Genomic DNA, 15,197 nt, shown 5'->3' on the forward strand with positions numbered 1-15,197 from the left:
GCCTAGCCTCCCGCTGCTGAGGTCAACAGCCGCAGGACGACGGCGGCAGCCGCAGCGAGCAGCAACACAGCGCGCAGGAGGCGCTGGGCGGTGGAGTCCGGGACGGTGCGGTAGCTGGTCCGGGGTCCGCTGCTGCTGAAACCACGTGCTTCCAGTGCAGCGGCGCGGGTACCGGCATCATCCACAAGTGCCAGGACCAGCGGTACAGCCTGCAGGCGGAATGCGGCCGCCCGGTGGACCAGCCCCCGGCGGATCACGAGCCCGCGGGCTTCCTGGGCGGTGCGGATATGCTCCGCCTGCGCTGCGATGGCCGGCAGCAGGGTGAGCGTGGAGGCCAGCACGAAGGCGAACCGTCCGCTGACTCCCTTGGCATTCATGGCGGCTACCAGGTCAGGGACGCTGACGCTGAAGGAGAAGGCCAGCAGCGCCAGCACGGCGGCGCATACCTGCACGCCCCGCTGCAGGGCGAAACCGAGTCCTTCGGCCGTGACCCGGGCAGGGCCCCACTCGGCCAGGACAGTGCGGCCCTCGGGATACGCCAGCCCGTGCACCATCAGGAGGGACAGGGTCAGCGGCACCAGCACTGCCGCAGCCGCCGGAAGCAGCCGGCGGGCCGTGCCGCCCGCGGCGGACACGGCGAGGGCACCCGCAACGACGGCGAGGGACAGCGGCCAACTGCCCGCCGCCGTCGTGATCACGGCTGTGCTGCCGGCCGCGGCGAGGCCGGTCAGCGGGTGGAGGCGCATGGGAAACGGGATTCAGGACGCGGGCGTCGAATCCTGCCCTGCACCCTCTCCCGGAGTCTTTCCGGCCAGGACGCGGTGCCGGCGCACAAACGGGAACTGGAACCTGGTCCGGCGCGGCAGCGCATACACCAGGACGGCAACCACGGTGAAGACGATGGCCTTGTCCATGGGGTCGGAAATAAGTGCCTGCTTGGTGATGGCGGCCAGCAGGGTGTCGCCCATCGACCGGAAGGCGCTGACGATGGCCCCGGTTGCCACCCCCGAGGTGCCGCCGAAGACGAAGGCGGCCACAGGTGCTGAGACGACGCCGCCGATGATGCCGGTGGCGAAGCCGGCAACGGGTGCCAGGTAGAAACGGCGGAACAGCCCGTACCGTGCAGCAAGGCCGGCGAGGCAGCCGATCAGCGCAGCGCCGGCGGCGAAAGGCAGGACCGTGGGATTGAAGAAGGACCAGACGATGCTGCTGAGTGCCCCGGTGGCCGCACCCGCGGCGGGACCGGCCAGCACTGCGATCAGGACCGTACCGATCGCGTCCAGGTAGAAAGGCACCAGCGTGCTGCCGACGAACTGGCCCAGCACGATGTTCAGGACCAGGGCCACAGGAATCAGCACGACGGTGGACGCCGGCAGGCTGGGCAGCACGGCAATGATCAGCAGGATGGCACCCACCAGGAAACCGGAAAGGGCAATCAGCGCCGAAGCGCTGCCGGGGCCGCCGGTAATGTCGGCGGGCTGGTTGAGGACCAGGAAGACGTAGGTGCCGGCAATTGCCAGGGCACCGAGGATTTCCAGTAGCCGGCGCCGGCGGGCAGCGGCGGGCGCCGGGGACGGCAGCGTCAGGGAGGGCGATGACATGAAGGTTCCTTTGGGGTGCGGCACGGACGGCACGGAAGAACCGGGCCGTGCGGAACGCCGCCTATGTCACCTCGGCGGCAGGCGCCGGAATGAACCGGCGGACGGGAACAGTCTACCGGCGCTGCAGGGTGCCGGCCGGTGTCCTCCCTTAGACTGCCGGAAGGGGCACCGGCAGTTGGGCTGCCGGCCCGCCCGAAGAACACCGGCCCTCCCTGGCAGGGGGTCCTCCACTGAAAGTCGGCCGCATGCCTCACTACGAACTCGCCATCATTGGATCCGGATCAGGGAACTCTCTGATCACCCCCTACTGGGACGGCAAACGGGTAGCCCTGATCGACGGCGGCGTGTTCGGCGGAACCTGCCTGAATGTGGGCTGCATCCCCACCAAGATGTTCGTCTATCCTGCCGGGCTTGCCGCCGCGCCGGCGGAGGCACGTCGGCTGGGCGTGGACCTGAGCCTGGACAAGGTGCACTGGAACGGCATCCGGGACCGGATCTTTGGCCGGATTGACGCCATTTCCGCATCGGGCCGCCGGTACCGGGCGGACGAGCTGGACAACGTTGACCTGTACGAGGAGCACGCGCGCTTCACCGGTCCGCGGTCTTTGCGGACGGAGTCCGGGGTGGAGATCACGGCGGACCAGGTCGTGGTTGCCGCGGGTTCGCGGCCGGTGGTGCCGGACGTTGACGGCATGGACCTGCCCCAGGTGCACACCTCGGACACGGTGATGCGGGTGGACGGGCTGCCCCGGCGGGTGGTGGTGGTCGGCGGGGGCTACATCGCCGCAGAGTTCGCCAGCATTTTTGCCGGCCTTGGCTCCGACGTGACTCAGGTGAACCGGTCCGGGCGACTGCTCCGCGGCCACGATACGGACATCGCGGAACGTTTCGCAGCCGCTGCCGCCGAACGCTGGACGCTCAGGACCGGTTTTGCGCTCGACTCCGTGGAGGACAACGGTGATAGCAGCGTCACCGCCGTCTTCGCGGGCCGCGGCGGCGAGCAGCTGCGGGTGCCGGCTGACCTCGTGCTGATGGCCACGGGCCGGGTTCCCAACACCGACAGGCTGGCCGCCGGGGCTGCGGGCTTTGACCTGCGCGAGGACGGGATACTCGCCGTGGACTCCAGGCTCCAGGTCCTCTCCGGAGGCGAACCCCTCCCGGGGGTGTACGCACTGGGTGACGCCGCCAACCCGTACCAGCTCAAACACGTGGCCAACCGGGAAGCCCGGGTGGTGGCCCACAATCTTGAGCACCCGGACAAGCTCCGCAGCATCGACTACACCGCCGTCCCCTCCGCCGTGTTTTCCAATCCGCAGATCGCGTCGGTGGGACTGACGGAAGAGGAGGCACGGTCCGGCGCTGCGTCCGGATCCGATGTTGTCACCGCCCTGCAGGAGTACGGCAGTACCGCGTACGGCTGGGCCATGGAGGACCAGGAGGGGGTGGTCAAGCTCATCGCCGAGCGCTCGACAGGACGGCTGCTGGGGGCCCACATTTTGGGCCACGAAGCGTCCAACCTGATCCAGCCGCTGGTGCAGGCCATGTACCAGGGAACACCCGTGCACGTACTGGCCCGCGGCCCGTACTGGATCCACCCGGCGCTGATGGAAGTGGTAGAGAACGCGTTGCTGGCCTTGGACACTGACGTACCGGCCGACGCCCCGCTCTAGGCTGTCCCCGTCACCTGGACAGTCTGTGCCGCCCGGAATGCCATCAGCCGGGGCCGCGTTATCGCGCGGTGTCAGCCCAACCGGGCGGCCAGGTTCCCGACGGCTGTGATGAGTTCCCGGAACGCCTGCTCCGGGTTGTTGGCCGAGACGATCCGGGCGTTCGGCGCGCTCCCCCACAGTCCCCGGTAGTCCGCCACAGTTGTTCCCATCAGCAGCGGCGAGTCCGCCTCGACGTCGATGGTTGCCGGCCGCGCACTGTACTCGAGCGTGCCCGCGGCAACGCCTGCGGCAAAGAAGTCGTGGACGTGCGCCAGGTAGCCCTGTTCGTACAGCCGGTGGAACTCGAAGTAGAACCGCAACGCGTCCGAGAGGTGCCGGATGACGCGGTTGTCAGAGGTGCTGCGCCGGCCCTCAGCCTGCTCCGGGAGCACAAGCTCGGGAACGGAGGCACCGGCCGCCTCAGCAAGCTGCCGGACATGTTCAGGCCGCATCTCCATCCGCTCGGTGGTGTCCAGCGAACAGACCACCGGCAGCTTCGCGGCGGGCCTGCCGCGGTAGGCGGCGTACACCTCCTTCGCGGCATGGGGATCCACGTGGGTGTTCCACTCTGCGGTGGGCGTGGTGTTCCCCTGGTAATAGAAACTTCCGCCCATGATCACGACGCCGGCCAGCAGCTCGGGCAGGTCCGGCTCCTTGCGGAGGGCCAGGGCAAAGTTGGTCAGCGGCGCAGTGATGAGCGCGGTGAGTTCGCCCGGCCGCGCGCGGGCATGGTCGATCCAGAGGTCGACGGCGTTCCGCGCCGAGACCTGCCCGTCCGGTTCGGGCAGTACGGCGTAGCCGATCCCCTGCGGACCGTGCGTTTCCGGCGTGGTGACCAACGGGACGGACAGCGGTACCCGTGCCCCGATAGCCACCTCAACCCCGGGGCGTCCGCACAGCTCCAGCAGCGCCAGGGTATTCCGTGCCACCTGGTCCGCGTCCACGTTTCCGGGGGTGGCCGTGACGGACACGAATTCCGTGTCCGGCAGGGCGGCCAGGTAGGCAAGAGCCAGGGCGTCGTCGATGCCGGTGTCGACGTCCAGCAGGAATGCGGTCATGGTTTCGGGTCCGGTTGCGGGGTTCGGTCGTTGAGGTTGAGCTGCCGGGGGTGCCGGTGTCCGGCCCTAGAAGAGGGCTACCTTGGGCACGGCCGGGAAGATGGTGTCCAATTCCGCGAGGTCGTCCGCCGAGGGCTGCCAGTGGGCCGCTGCCGCGTTCTGCCGGACCTGCTCCGGTTTCGTGGCGCCGGCAATGACGCTGGCCACGGACGGCTGGGCGGCGAGCCAGGAGAAGGCGACCTCCACTTCGCCCAAACCGCGTTCCTTGGCGAACAGGCTGAACTTGCCCAGCTGGTCCCAGTCGGCGTCGTCCACCATGTTGGTGCGTGTGTGGCTGAGCCGCGAACCGTCCGGCGCGTGGCCCGGCGCGTACTTGCCCGTCAGCAGGCCGTTGGCCAGCGGAAAGTACGGGAGGACGCCCAGGCCGAATTCCCCGGCAGCGGGGGTGACCTCCAGTTCCGCCCGGCGGTCCAGCAGGTTGTAGTGGTTTTGGGTGGAAATGAAGCGGGCCCCGCCGAGTTCGCGCGCCACGTACTCGGCCTGGGCGATCTGCCAGCCGGCGCGGTTCGAATGGCCGATATATCGGACCTTCCCGCTGCGGACAAGGTCGTCCAGGGCCGAGAGGGTCTCGTCAATGGGCGTCTGAGGATCCGGGGTGTGGAACTGGTAGAGGTCGATCCAGTCGGTGCCAAGGCGCCGCAGGGACGCTTCGACGGACTGGATGATGTACCGGCGGGAACCGCGCGCGCCGAAGTCCGGACCATTGACGCCCTTGGCATCCATTCCGAACTTCGTGGCCACCACAACGTGGTCCCGGCGGCTGCCGAGCGCCTTGCCCAGCATGGTTTCGCTGAGTCCGGGCTCCCGGCCGTAGTTATCCGCCACGTCGAACAGCGTGATGCCGGCATCCAGTGCCGCGGAAACGACGGCGTCGGTGCCCTCCTGGGATTCGGTAACGGTGTTGGCGCGGCCCAGGTTATTGCATCCGAGGCCTACCGTGGAGACGGTCAGGCCCGATTTTCCGACGCGGCGGTACGTTGTCACAGTGAACTCCTAGAGGCTGAAGCTGTTGGCGGGTTTGGCGGAGTGCTTGAGCTTGAAGTTTTCCGGATCGGTGAACGGGGCAGCACCGATGCTCAGCTTGGTGAAGTCCAGGTCCTCACCGCGGGCACATACCTTGATGGCGGCGACGGCCTTGTTCACGTCCGGGCAGAGGCAGAAGATGTTGAGCTTGAAGTCGCTGAACCCGCTGCGGTCCACGGTGCCCAGGCCCCGCCAGGCGAGGTGGCTGATGAGGGCGTCGGACGCCTTCTGGGCAAGGTGGTGGTCGCGGGCCGTGCCTTCACGGGTTTTCAGGGCAAACTGGGCCACCACCCAGAACTGGTCTTCGGCGGGGATCTCGGCGTAGCCATCCTCAGTGCACTGCGCGGCGAAGGCATCCATCAGTCCTTCTGCGGCGTCAGCATCCGGTACGTCTGTCTCCTGGGTCTTGCTCTGGTGCCCCACGGCACCAAAATTCATGACGAACTGGCCGTACTCTTCGTCGTACCAGGCCTCCCGGAAGTGGAGGGCGCCCTCATCGTCGCGTTTGTAGACCCGCATGTTGTCGCTCATATTCGTCCCTTGGTAAACCAGCCGACGTCCGTGCCGTCGAACGGTGCCTGTTGCGCCTTAACGGCCTGGAAAAGTTCTGCGGCGGAAGCCTCGAGGGACTCCGCCAGTGCAGCGGGGTAGTTCATGGCGGCGCGGTGGTCCTCAAACTCGTCCTCGTCGTCGATGAAGACGCCGCGGCCCGCTGTGCTGACCACGTCCAGGTCCATGTCGATGACGTGGAATTCCGTGACGTGCGGCCGAATGGGGTTCCACTCATGGCCCACGGCCAGGTCGATGTAGGTCCGGACGCCGCCAGGGTGGGCATCATCGTAGAAGGTGGCTACCCAGTCGCCGTGGCGCGGGACAAGGAGGACGGCGTCGGACCTGGTGTAGAACGCCGCGCCGGGGCGGGAGCAGAACTCATTGGTGCCCTGGAAGATCCACCAGCCGTGCCCGTCTTCGCCGAGGTAGCGGCCGGGCACCACCCAGTGTGCTTTGCCATTCCACTTGCGGTTACGGGCCACCACCAACTGGCCGGGTTCGAGTCCCTGCGGTGTCCGGGTTGCGCCGGGGTGGCCGGTTTCGTGCTGGTCCCCCAGCATGCCGGGATAAGCGCGCCCGCCTTGGTCCTCCAGCCTTTCTTCCCGCCTCACAGGATGGGAAGGCTGCCGGTGGTGGGGTGTTGCTGCCCCGGCAATGGACGCGCAAAGGGGACCTTTGTCCCCAAAACCTGTGCGACGACGTCGTGCGTGATCTGTTGGGCGGTGAGGCCAACGCGCTCCAGCACCTCGCTGCGGGTGCCGTGGTCCAGGAACTCGACCGGAAGGCCCACCTCGTTCAGTGCGGTGTCCACCCCTGCCGCCCGCATTTCCTGCCGGATCCGCGATCCCACTCCGCCGGCGCGGACGCCGTCCTCGATGCAGATCACCAGGCGGTGGTGCGAGGCCAGGGCAATGATGGAACGGCGGACCGGAAGCACCCAGCGGGGGTCCACCACGGTGGTGCTGATCCCCTGCGCGCCGAGCCGGTTCGCCACGTCGAGGGCGAGCTCGGACATGGCGCCGACACTGACGATGAGGACATCGTTGGCGGTGGAGCCCACGGGCCGGCGTGCCAGGACGTCAACGCCGTCGCTGAGGCGTTCCAGCGCTTCGATTTCGGCGCCGACGGATCCCTTGGAGAAACGCACCACGGTGGGCGCGTCATTGATGGCCACGGCTTCGCGCAGCTCCTCGCGCAGGCGTGACGCGTCGCGGGGCGCTGCCAAGTGGAGGCCGGGGACAATCTGGACCATGGACATGTCCCACATGCCGTGGTGGCTCGCGCCGTCCGGGCCGGTGACACCCGCCCGGTCCAGGACGATGGTGACGCCGGCCTTGTGCAGGGCAACGTCCATGAGCAGCTGGTCGAAGGCACGGTTGAGGAAGGTGGCGTAGACGGCCACCACGGGGTGCAGTCCGCCGAAGGCCATGCCGGCTGCGGACGTCAGGGCATGCTGTTCAGCAATTCCGACGTCGATGACCCGGTCCGGGTGCTTGGCGGCAAACTTGTGCAGGCCCACCGGGATGAGCATGGCGCCGGTGATGCCCACAACGTCCTTGCGCTCGTCGGCGATGGCGGCGATTTCGTCGGCAAAGACCGACGTCCAGGACTTTGCTCCCGCAGTACCGGTAGGTTCGCCAGTTTCCGGATCGATGATGCCGACGGCATGGAACTGGTCTGCCTCGTGGGCGCGGGCGGGCGCGTAGCCGTGGCCCTTTTCGGTCATAGCGTGGACGATCACCGGGCCGTGGTAATTCCGTGCGGTGGCGAGGGCGTGTTCCAGGGCCTGGAGGTTGTGCCCGTCCACGGGACCGATGTATTTCATGCCGAGGTCTTCAAACATGCCCTGCGGCGCCCACCAGTCCTTGACGCCCTTCTTCATGGCGTGGAGGCTCTTGTAGGTGAACTGGCCCGCCGGGCCGCCGTTCTGGAGTTTCTTCTTCCACCAGTCCAGCGCCACCTCGTAGGCAGGTGCTGCACGGAAGGAGTCGATGGTGGGGCGCAGGGACGCGAGGTAATCGGCGAAGCCACCCACCGTGGGTGCGTAGGAGCGGCCGTTGTCGTTGACGACGATGACCACGCGGCGCTTCTTGTCGGCCGCGATGTTGTTGATGGCCTCCCAGGCCATCCCGCCGGTCAGCGCGCCATCCCCCACGACGGCGACGACGTGGCGGTCGCCTTCGCCGGTGAGCTGCCGGGCGCGGGAGATCCCGTCGGCCCAGGACAGTGACGAGGACGCGTGCGAGCTTTCCACGACGTCGTGCTCCGACTCGGCCCGCGACGGGTACCCGGAGAGGCCGCCCTGCTGGCGCAGGGTGCTGAAATCCTGCCGCCCGGTCAGCAGCTTATGGACATAGGACTGGTGTCCGGTGTCGAAGACGATGCTGTCACGCGGTGAGTCGAAGATGCGGTGCACGGCCAGCGTAAGTTCCACGACGCCGAGGTTGGGTCCGAGGTGGCCGCCCGTCTGGGAAACGTTGGTAATCAGGAATTCCCTGATCTCCGAGGCCAGCTGTTCCAGCTGCTCGTCGGATAGATCGTTCAGGTCCTGCGGATTCCGGATGGTGTCCAAGATTCCCAATGACCCCTCCTTCGGGTGGTAGACGTGCCGTTTAACTCTAACGCCTTGGTCCGCGGACAAGGCCCAGCCGGACGGCCGAAGCCCCGGCTGGTCGGTGACCGGCCGGGGCTTCGGAGAGGTTCTGCCTGCTGGCAGGCTCCGCTAGTTCGCGGAGATCTGGCGCAGCACGTACTGCAGGATGCCGCCGTTGCGGTAGTAGTCCGCTTCACCCGGCGTATCGATGCGAAGGACGGCGTCGAAGGTCTTCGAAGAGCCGTCTTCGGCAATTGCCGTGACCTTGAGGGTCTTGGGTGTGGTGCCTTCGTTCAGGGCGGTGACGCCCTCGACCGAGAAGGTTTCCGTGCCGGTGAGGCCCAGGCTGGCAGCATTTTCGCCGGCCGGGTACTGCAGCGGCAGGACACCCATGCCGATGAGGTTGGAGCGGTGGATGCGCTCGTAGCTCTCGGCGATGACAGCCTTGACGCCCAGCAGCGCGGTGCCCTTTGCCGCCCAGTCACGGGAGGAACCGGAACCGTATTCCTTGCCTGCCAGGACCACCAGCGGGGTGCCGGCCGCCTGGTAGTTCTGCGAGGCGTCGTAAACGTAGGCCTGCGGGCCGCCGTCCTGGGTGAAGTCGCGGGTGAAGCCACCTTCGACGCCGTCCAGGATCTGGTTCTTGATGCGGATGTTCGCGAACGTTCCGCGGATCATCACCTCGTGGTTGCCGCGGCGGGAACCGTAGGAGTTGAAGTCCTTGCGCTCCACACCGTTGGCCAGCAGGTACTGGCCGGCCGGGGTGTCGGACTTGAAGGAACCGGCCGGGGAGATGTGGTCGGTGGTGACCGAATCGCCCAGCTTCAGGAGCACGCGGGCGCCCGTGATGTCCTTGACGGGCTCCGGCTGCGCCTGCATGCCCTCGAAGTACGGGGGTTTCCTGACGTAGGTGGAGCTCGGATCCCAGGCGAAGGTGTCACCGGCGGGAGTGTCGAGCGCCTTCCAGCGGTCGTCACCCTCGAAGACGCCTTCGTAGCCCTTGGCGAACATTTCCTTGTCGATCGAGGAATCGATGACCTGCTGGACTTCAACCGGGTTGGGCCAGATGTCCTTCAGGAAGACATCGTTGCCGGCCTGGTCCTGGCCCAGGGCGTCGGTTTCGAAGTCGAAGTCCATGGATCCGGCCAGGGCGTAGGCGATGACCAGCGGCGGGGACGCCAGGTAGTTCATCTTCACGTCCGGGTTGATGCGGCCTTCGAAGTTGCGGTTGCCCGAGAGGACAGCAGCGACGGCGAGGTCGTTGGCCTGGATGGCTTCCGAAACTTCGGTCTCCAGCGGACCGGAGTTGCCGATGCAGGTGGCGCAGCCGTAGCCCACGATGTAGAAGCCGAGCTTCTCCAGGTACGGGGTCAGGCCGGACTTTTCGTAGTAGTCCGTGACAACCTTCGAGCCGGGGGCGACGGAGGTCTTGACCCACGGCTTGGACGTCAGGCCCTTGTCCACGGCGTTGCGTGCCAGGACGGCGGCGGCCAGCATGACGGACGGGTTGGAGGTGTTGGTGCAGGAGGTGATGGAGGCGATGGTGACTGCACCGTGGTCCAGTTCGAACTCGCGGCCATCAGCCATCTTGACCGGGACCGGCTGGGAAAGGCGTCCTGCTCCCCCGTGGCCTGCCGAGTACTTCGGCGGTTCGCGGTCCGTATCCGAGACGTGGGTCGCTCCGCCGGTGAAGGACGGTGCGTCCGAGGCCGGGAAGGTTTCCTCGAGCGACTCGTCCAGGGTGCCGGCGTTGGCGTCGTGGGAGACGTAGTTCTTCAGGTCGTGGCGGAACTCGTCCTTGGCCTCGGTCAGTTCGATGCGGTCCTGCGGACGCTTGGGGCCAGCGATGGACGGAACAACCGTGGACAGGTCCAGTTCCAGGTACTCGGAGAACTTGATGTCGCGTGACGGATCGTGCCAGAGGCCCTGTTCCTTGGCGTAGGCCTCCACCAGGGCTACGTTCTGGTCAGCCCGGCCGGTGAGGCGCAGGTAGTCCAGGGTGACGTCATCAATGGGGAACATCGCGGCCGTGGAGCCGAACTCCGGGCTCATGTTTCCGATGGTGGCGCGGTTAGCCAGCGGGACGGCTGCAACGCCTTCGCCGTAGAACTCCACGAACTTGCCCACAACGCCGTGCTTGCGAAGCATTTCGGTGATGGTCAGCACAACGTCGGTGGCGGTGGCGCCGGCCGGGATGCTGCCGCTGAGCTTGAAGCCGACAACACGCGGGATGAGCATGGAGACCGGCTGGCCGAGCATGGCAGCCTCGGCCTCGATGCCGCCGACGCCCCAGCCGAGCACACCCAGGCCGTTGACCATGGTGGTGTGGGAGTCGGTGCCGACGCAGGTGTCCGGGTAGGCACGCAGGGCGCCTCCTACCTCGCGGGTCATGACCGTGCGGGCCAGGTATTCGATGTTGACCTGGTGCACGATGCCGGTTCCCGGGGGGACAACCTTGAAGTCGTCAAACGCGGTCTGGCCCCACCGAAGGAACTGGTAGCGCTCACCATTGCGCTGGTATTCGATCTCCATGTTGCGCTCCAGCGCGCCGGAGTTGCCGAAGGCATCGATCTGCACCGAGTGGTCGATGACCATTTCGGCCGGTGCAAGCGGGTTGACGCGCTTGGGGTCGCCGCCAAGTTCCTTGACGGCTTCACGCATCGTCGCCAGGTCCACCACGCAGGGGACGCCGGTGAAGTCCTGCATGATCACGCGTGCCGGCGTGAACTGGATTTCTGTATCGGGTTCCGCGTTGGGATCCCAGCCTGCCAGGGCGCGGACGTGATCGGCAGTGATGTTCGCGCCGTCCTCGGTCCTCAGCAGGTTTTCAAGCAATACCTTGAGGCTGAACGGAAGGTTTTCTGCACCTTCAACGGAGTTCAACCGGAAAATTTCATACTCGGTTCCGGCTACATTAAGTTTGCCTTTTGAACCGAAGCTGTCCACAGTGCTCATCGCAGGACTCCTCTCGCAACAGTTTCATCTTTGTCGCGCGGTTGACCGCCTGCTAGTTAGGTGGTCCTAATTAGCTCAGGACCCGAAAATGGCACACAGCCGCCCGCGAATACGGGGCGCGACGTGGGACTACTACGGCCATCGTAGTCGAAAACGCCGTGGCCATCATGGATGGTGCCGTCAGGAACGGGGCGTCAGCAGCGCCACCGTCTCCAAGTGGTGCGTGTGCGGGTAGATGTCGAAGGCCCGCAGGTGGGCGAGCTCCCAGCCCGCGTCCCGGAAGTAGGACACGTCACGGGCGAACGACGCCGGATCGCAGGATACGTAGGCAATGGCCCGCGGGTGCGCATCCGCCAGTTGCCGTACAACAGCCTTGCCGGCACCGGCGCGGGGCGGGTCCAGGACCAGGGCGTCGAAATTCCGCGGTTTCTGGCGGAGGACACGCTCCACCCGGCCCTGGACAATTTCCACCTGCGGGGCAGCGTGCAGGTTCTTGCGCGCATCCCTGCTGGTTCCCGGTGCGCCCTCAACGGAGAGGACCGAGCCGGTCTCCCCCACGGCGTCGGCCAGCACCGCGGTGAACAGTCCGGCGCCGGCGTAAAGGTCCGCAACCACGGCACCGCGGTGCAGGAACCCGCCACCATGCAGGAAATCTGTGACAGCCCCCACAAGTGTCCCGGGCGCGTCGCGGTGGATCTGCCAGAACCCGGCGCCGGTGACCCGGTAGTCGTGTCCGGACGCGGATTCCTGTACCCACGAACGGCCGCGCAACCGGGTCACCTCCCCCGAGAGGGGGTCGAGCCCGGCTGCCGACACGTCATCCGGCAGGGCCGCTGCAACGGCTGCCAGGCGTTTGGGTTTCGTTCCCTCCGCCGGAGCCAGCAGCACCAGCGGGCGGGAACCGTTGGCCGGGGCCGCGACTTCCACCCGTTCGATGCCCTGCAGGTCGATGTTCCACAGCTGCAGGGCATTGATGGCGTCCGTGGCGAGCGGCATCTCCCGAACCGGGAGGACCTGCGTGGAGCGGTGCGCGTGCATGCCCAGCTTCCCCGAGGGTGTCACCGAGAAGCTGGCCCGCGTGCGCCACCCAAGGCCCGTCCCGCCGTCGGCCGCTTCCCCCACGGCCTCCACGGCGCCGCTCCAGCCGGCCGGAGGCTGTCCCGCCCCGCCCAACCGCCTGAGCTGTTCGTCCAGCACCTCGGCCTTCAGCCGGAGCTGCCTGTCAAGGCTGATGTGGCCGAACTCCGCACCGCCCACCGGAGGATGCCCGTGCGCCCAAGCCCGGGTGGAATCGGCTGCATGCCAAAAGTGGTCCACACGGTCCGGTGACGCGTCCACTACGTCAACGACGTCGGCGCGCCAGAACTTCGCGTTGTCTCCTGCGTCGGTGAGGCGCACCCGGACCTTTTCCCCGGGGATGCCGTGGCGGACGAAGATGACGCGTCCTTCGTGGCGGGCTACGCAGTGGCCGCCGTGGGCGACGGGTCCGACCTCGACGACGAGTTCCTCCCCGGCGTGCGGATCTGTTGCGGCGCCGGCGGCGGCGGTGGAAGTTCTGGGGGTCATTGCACGTCCTGGAGGTTCTTGGCTTCTTCGGATGATTTGAGCTGCCATGGCACGCTGGCCACCATGACTCCGGGTTCGAAGTGCAGCCTGGTCTTGATGCGCAGGGCCGTCTGGTTGTGGACCAGCTGCTCCCACCACTTGCCCACCACGTATTCGGGGATGTAGACCACCACCAGGTCGCGCGGTGAGTCGAGGCGCATCTGTTTGATGTATTCCATGATGGGCGTGACGGTTTCGCGGTAAGGGCTCGCCAGCACCGTCAGGGGAACGGGGATGTCCAGTTTCTCCCAGTCGTTGACGGTGTGCGCGGTTTCGGCGGCGTCGATGTCGACGGTGATGGCATCCAGCCGGGACGGGCGCGACGCGCGGGCGTAGGCCAGGGCGCGGAGCACCGGCTTGCGCACGTGGGACACCAGGAGGACGGCGTGGACGCGGGTGGGCAGCGCGCGGGGCGAAGAGTCCTCGTCCACGGCCAGTTCCTTGGCCACGTTGTCGTAGTGGGCCCGGATGCTCCACATGATGAGGAACAGGATGAACATGGCGAGCAGCGCAATCCAGGCTCCCTGTTCGAACTTGGTGATGAGCACGATCACGAGGACCAGCGCTGTCATGCCGAAGCCGATGGTGTTGATGGTGCGGGACTTCACCATCCTGCGCCGCACGGCCTTGTCCTTGGCGAGCTTCAGCTCCCGGCCCCAGTGCCGGATCATGCCGAGCTGGCTGGCCGTGAAGGAAATGAAGACGCCAACGATGTAGAGCTGGATGAGCTTGGTGACATCGGCGTTGAACGCGATGATCAGCACCAGGGCACCGGCAGCCAGGGCCAGGACACCGTTGCTGAAGGCCAACCGGTCACCCCTGGTGCGGAGCTGGCGCGGCAGGTACCCGTCCTGGGCGAGGATGGAACCCAAAACCGGAAACCCGTTGAACGCAGTGTTGGAGGCGAACACCAGGATGACGCCGGTGGCGGCCACCACAATGTAGAACGGAATCGAGCCCGGGCCGAAAATCGTCTGGGCAATCTGGCTGATGGCCGGGTTCTGGATGTAGTCCTCGGGCAGCGGACTGCCGTTGAGAAGGAACTCCCTGGCCGGGTCCAGGACAATGTGGACCTTGGTGGCCTGCGCCAGGAACATGATCCCGGCCAGCATCGACGCGCCGATAACGCCGAGCAGAAGCAGCGTGGTGGCGGCATTCTTGCTCTTGGGCGGACGGAAATTCGGCACGCCATTGCTGATCGCCTCGACGCCGGTGAGGGCCGCCGCCCCCGAGGAGAAGGCCCGCAGCAGGAGGAAGGCGCCGGCAAGTCCCACAAGGCCCTCGTCGAAGCCTGCCGCAGGGACGATCGTGAAGGCGGCGGAGGGGGCCTCGCCCAACTGCCCGGTGGCCACTTGGTAGACGCCCACCGCCGTCATGCCAAAGATGGAGGCCATGAAGATATACGTGGGGACGGCGAAGACGCTGCCGGCTTCCTTGATGCCGCGCAGGTTGACCAGGGCCAGGATGATCACACCGATGGTGGCGATGGCGGCCTGCTGGCCGTGGAGCGAGGGCACCGCCGTCGTCAAATACGCCGCCGCCGAGGACATGGACACCGCCACGGTGAGGACATAGTCCACCAGGAGTGCTGAGGCGACAGTGAGCCCGGCGTACTTGCCCAGGTTCTCATTGGCGATCTCGTAATCGCCACCACCGGACGGGTAGGCGTGGACATTTTGCCGGTAGGACGCCACCACGGTCAGCAGGACCACCATGACGGCCAGGCCAACCCACGGGGAAAAGGCCACGGCACTGACACCGGCAAGGGCCAGGGTGAGCAGGATTTCGTCCGGCGCGTACGCGACGGAGGACAGTGCATCAGACGCGAAGATCGGAAGGGCGATCTTCTTCGGAAGCAGGGTATGGGCCATCCTGTCATTCCGGAACGGCCTGCCCACCAGAACGCGCTTAACCGCGTTGAATATTGTCAGCACTCCACAAAGCTAGTCTGATTCCCGGATGATGTCATGACGGCAGCCGGGCGGCAGGAAGCAGGGGCGCTGCCGGTAGAGTTCTAGCTGCAGAAGCTGGACCGGAATAC

General features: G+C 66.7%; 11 protein-coding genes. 1 reads left to right on the forward strand and 10 read right to left on the reverse strand.

What is annotated here, in order from left to right:
* Positions 1-2: 2 nt before the first annotated feature.
* Positions 3-746, reverse strand: a complete 744-nt coding sequence (locus QE394_RS00840; RefSeq protein WP_349033520.1) for an energy-coupling factor transporter transmembrane component T — start codon at positions 744-746, stop codon at positions 3-5.
* Positions 747-758: 12 nt separating this feature from the next.
* Positions 759-1,601 carry an ECF transporter S component gene (locus QE394_RS00845; protein ID WP_349033521.1) on the reverse strand — a complete coding sequence of 281 codons (843 nt, stop codon included), beginning with the start codon at positions 1,599-1,601 and terminating at the stop codon, positions 759-761.
* Positions 1,602-1,846: 245 nt separating this feature from the next.
* Here QE394_RS00845 and QE394_RS00850 point away from each other — a divergent pair, with 245 nt between their 5' ends.
* A complete protein-coding gene (locus tag QE394_RS00850) occupies positions 1,847-3,271 on the forward strand; it encodes a mycothione reductase (protein ID WP_349033522.1) in 1,425 nt (474 codons plus the stop codon).
* A 71-nt stretch (positions 3,272-3,342) separates the two neighbouring features.
* On the opposite strand, the gene QE394_RS00855 is transcribed toward QE394_RS00850, so the two are convergent.
* The 8 genes from QE394_RS00855 to QE394_RS00890 form a co-directional block, all read right to left on the reverse strand.
* A complete protein-coding gene (locus QE394_RS00855) occupies positions 3,343-4,368 on the reverse strand; it encodes a nucleoside hydrolase (RefSeq protein WP_268158047.1) in 1,026 nt (341 codons plus the stop codon).
* Positions 4,369-4,434: 66 nt separating this feature from the next.
* A complete protein-coding gene (locus tag QE394_RS00860; RefSeq protein ID WP_349033523.1) occupies positions 4,435-5,412 on the reverse strand; it encodes an aldo/keto reductase in 978 nt (325 codons plus the stop codon).
* 9 nt (positions 5,413-5,421) lie between these two features.
* Positions 5,422-5,982, reverse strand: a complete 561-nt coding sequence (locus tag QE394_RS00865; protein ID WP_056084683.1) for a hypothetical protein — start codon at positions 5,980-5,982, stop codon at positions 5,422-5,424.
* Complete coding sequence (locus tag QE394_RS00870; protein WP_056084685.1) at positions 5,979-6,563, reverse strand: DUF402 domain-containing protein; 585 nt, start codon at positions 6,561-6,563, stop codon at positions 5,979-5,981. The genes QE394_RS00865 and QE394_RS00870 overlap by 4 nt, the downstream gene beginning before the upstream one ends.
* 47 nt (positions 6,564-6,610) lie before the next feature.
* Positions 6,611-8,584: a 1-deoxy-D-xylulose-5-phosphate synthase gene (dxs, locus tag QE394_RS00875; protein ID WP_349033524.1), complete on the reverse strand. Its 1,974-nt coding sequence runs from the start codon at positions 8,582-8,584 to the stop codon at positions 6,611-6,613.
* Positions 8,585-8,725: 141 nt separating this feature from the next.
* Positions 8,726-11,551 carry an aconitate hydratase gene (locus QE394_RS00880; RefSeq protein ID WP_056084692.1) on the reverse strand — a complete coding sequence of 942 codons (2,826 nt, stop codon included), beginning with the start codon at positions 11,549-11,551 and terminating at the stop codon, positions 8,726-8,728.
* Between the two features lie 180 nt (positions 11,552-11,731).
* On the reverse strand, positions 11,732-13,117 hold the full coding sequence (locus tag QE394_RS00885) for a TRAM domain-containing protein (protein ID WP_349033525.1): 1,386 nt from the start codon (positions 13,115-13,117) through the stop codon (positions 11,732-11,734).
* Positions 13,114-15,090: an APC family permease gene (locus tag QE394_RS00890; protein WP_056084698.1), complete on the reverse strand. Its 1,977-nt coding sequence runs from the start codon at positions 15,088-15,090 to the stop codon at positions 13,114-13,116. Before QE394_RS00890 ends, QE394_RS00885 begins: the two co-directional genes overlap by 4 nt.
* Positions 15,091-15,197 lie beyond the last annotated feature (107 nt).

This window comes from Pseudarthrobacter sp. SORGH_AS 212 (genome assembly GCF_030818145.1).
GTDB lineage: Bacteria > Actinomycetota > Actinomycetes > Actinomycetales > Micrococcaceae > Arthrobacter.

Coding starts and splice junctions, on each gene's coding strand:
- QE394_RS00850 (WP_349033522.1), top strand. CDS start 1,847: ATGCCTCACTACGAACTCGCCATCATTGGATCCGGATCAGGGAACTCT.
- QE394_RS00855 (WP_268158047.1), bottom strand. CDS start 4,368: ATGACCGCATTCCTGCTGGACGTCGACACCGGCATCGACGACGCCCTG.
- QE394_RS00840 (WP_349033520.1), bottom strand. CDS start 746: ATGCGCCTCCACCCGCTGACCGGCCTCGCCGCGGCCGGCAGCACAGCC.
- QE394_RS00885 (WP_349033525.1), bottom strand. CDS start 13,117: ATGACCCCCAGAACTTCCACCGCCGCCGCCGGCGCCGCAACAGATCCG.
- QE394_RS00880 (WP_056084692.1), bottom strand. CDS start 11,551: ATGAGCACTGTGGACAGCTTCGGTTCAAAAGGCAAACTTAATGTAGCC.
- QE394_RS00870 (WP_056084685.1), bottom strand. CDS start 6,563: ATGCTGGGGGACCAGCACGAAACCGGCCACCCCGGCGCAACCCGGACA.
- QE394_RS00865 (WP_056084683.1), bottom strand. CDS start 5,982: ATGAGCGACAACATGCGGGTCTACAAACGCGACGATGAGGGCGCCCTC.
- QE394_RS00845 (WP_349033521.1), bottom strand. CDS start 1,601: ATGTCATCGCCCTCCCTGACGCTGCCGTCCCCGGCGCCCGCCGCTGCC.